Consider the following 1,756-nt stretch of genomic DNA (forward strand, 5'->3'; position numbering starts at 1 on the left):
TCGTCAGGCGTGAAGGCAATGGAGGTCGTGATGGCGTCGGGCTGGTTGCCGCCGGCTCCGTTGAGGAGGAAATCGACGGGACCGAGTTGTGTTTCGATGGTTTCGCAGGCGCGCGTGACAGCGTCGGTGTCGGTGACGTCGCAGGCAACGGGCAGGGCTGCGCCGCCCGCGTCGGTGATTTGCGCGGCCACGGTTTCGAGGCTGGCGGCGGTGCGGCCGAGCAACGCGATTTTCGCGCCGCGGGCGGCGAGTCCGCGGGCGAGCGCGGAGCAGAGCGTGCCGCCAGCACCGGTGATGACGGCGATTTTGTCGTGATAGTATTCGGTGTGGTTCATGTGGAGGAAATGGGGAGGCGGAGGGCGCGGGCGGCGTTGTCGTGGCAAATGGCGCGCACGAGCGGAGTCAGTTCATCGGGAGAGGAGGGGAAGTGGCCGGCGGCGGCGCGTTCGCCGAGCCAGTCGCAAAAAACGCGGCGGAAATAATCGTGGCGCATTTGCGAGAGCAGGCTGCGCGAATCGGTGTTCATGCCGATGAAGGTGGCCAGCAGGCCGATGGACGAGAGGGCGTCGAGATGGGCGCGGATGCCGTGGGCGTGGTCGTTGTGCCACCAGGCGGGGCCGAACTGGATGAGGCCGGGGGTGTGGTCGGCGACATAGGAGCCGGTGAGCGCGGCAAAGGGCGCGTAGTCCGCCGGGTGGAGCGGGTAAAGGATCGTGCGAGGGAGGGCGTCCGCCTGTTCCAGATCGTCGAGGCAGTGGCATAGGGCGGAGATGTCGGTTGGCGCACCAATCCCGGCGTAACCTCCGGCGGGGCCGAGGAGCCGGCGCAGGCGGGTGCTGGTGTGGCGTTGGGCACCGAGGTGGAGTTGCATGATCCAGCCGCGCCGGGCGTATTCGGTTCCAAGATACAGAAGGAGTCCGGAGCGCAGGCGGATCGTGTCGCGGATGGCGTCGGGGGAGGCGGGGTCGGGGGGCAGCGGGCTGGCGAGGCGGCGGGTGAGGAGAGTGGCAAATTCGTCGCGCGTGACGGTGTGCCAGGCAAACGGGTCGCAGGCGTGGTCGGCGAGCCGGCAGCCGAGGGCGTCGAAGGCGTCGAGGCGAATGCGAATGGCGGCGAAAAAGGTGTCGGGGTCCGTGATGTTCACGCTGGTCGCGGTGCCGAGGCGTCGCACCCATTCGGACCAGCCGGGTGTATCTGTTGCAAGGATACAGTCTCCGCGCAGCGAGGGGCGGACGTCCATTGTCCAGCCGGAGCGGGCGAGGGCGGCGTGGGGCGAGAGATCGTCGAGCAGGCGGTCGGAGGTGCAGAGGGCGGTGGTGCGGCATTGCTCCAGCAGGCCGCGGGCGGTGTGGGCGGGGGAGGTGCGGAGGAGGTCGTTGGCGGTGCGCCAGATTGGGTCGGCGGTGGCGGGCGTAAGGGGAGTTTCAATACCGAAGGCGCGGCGGAGTTCGAGCGAGGTCCAGGCGTGGAGCGGGTTGCCCAGGGTCAGAGGGGCGGTGGCCGCCCAGCGGTCGAATTTTGTGCGGTCGGGGGCGGGGCCGGTGATGTCGTGTTCGGGCACGCCGGCGATGCGCATGGCGCGGTGTTTGTAGGGGTCGCAGGTGATCCAGAGTTGCGTGAGGTTTTGGAATTGGCGGTCTTCGGCCAGCGTCTGCGGATCGAGATGGCAGTGGTAGTCGATGAGCGGGAGGTCGCGCGCGACTTCATGGTAGAGCTGGCGCGCCAGAGGAGTGGTCAGCAGGAGGTCTTTGTCAGC

General features: G+C 68.2%; 2 protein-coding genes. Both read right to left on the minus strand.

Annotation, left to right across the window (positions count from 1 at the left end):
• Window positions 1-335 (minus strand): SDR family NAD(P)-dependent oxidoreductase (locus OBACDRAFT_RS12060; RefSeq protein WP_043585962.1); only part of this gene is annotated, 335 nt, incomplete at its 3' end.
• Window positions 332-1,756 (minus strand): glucuronate isomerase (gene uxaC / locus OBACDRAFT_RS12065; protein ID WP_043585960.1); only part of this gene is annotated, 1,425 nt, incomplete at its 5' end. The genes OBACDRAFT_RS12060 and uxaC, both read right to left, overlap by 4 nt.

This window comes from Geminisphaera colitermitum TAV2 (assembly GCF_000171235.2).
In the GTDB taxonomy this organism is placed as follows: Bacteria; Verrucomicrobiota; Verrucomicrobiia; order Opitutales; family Opitutaceae; genus Geminisphaera; species Geminisphaera colitermitum.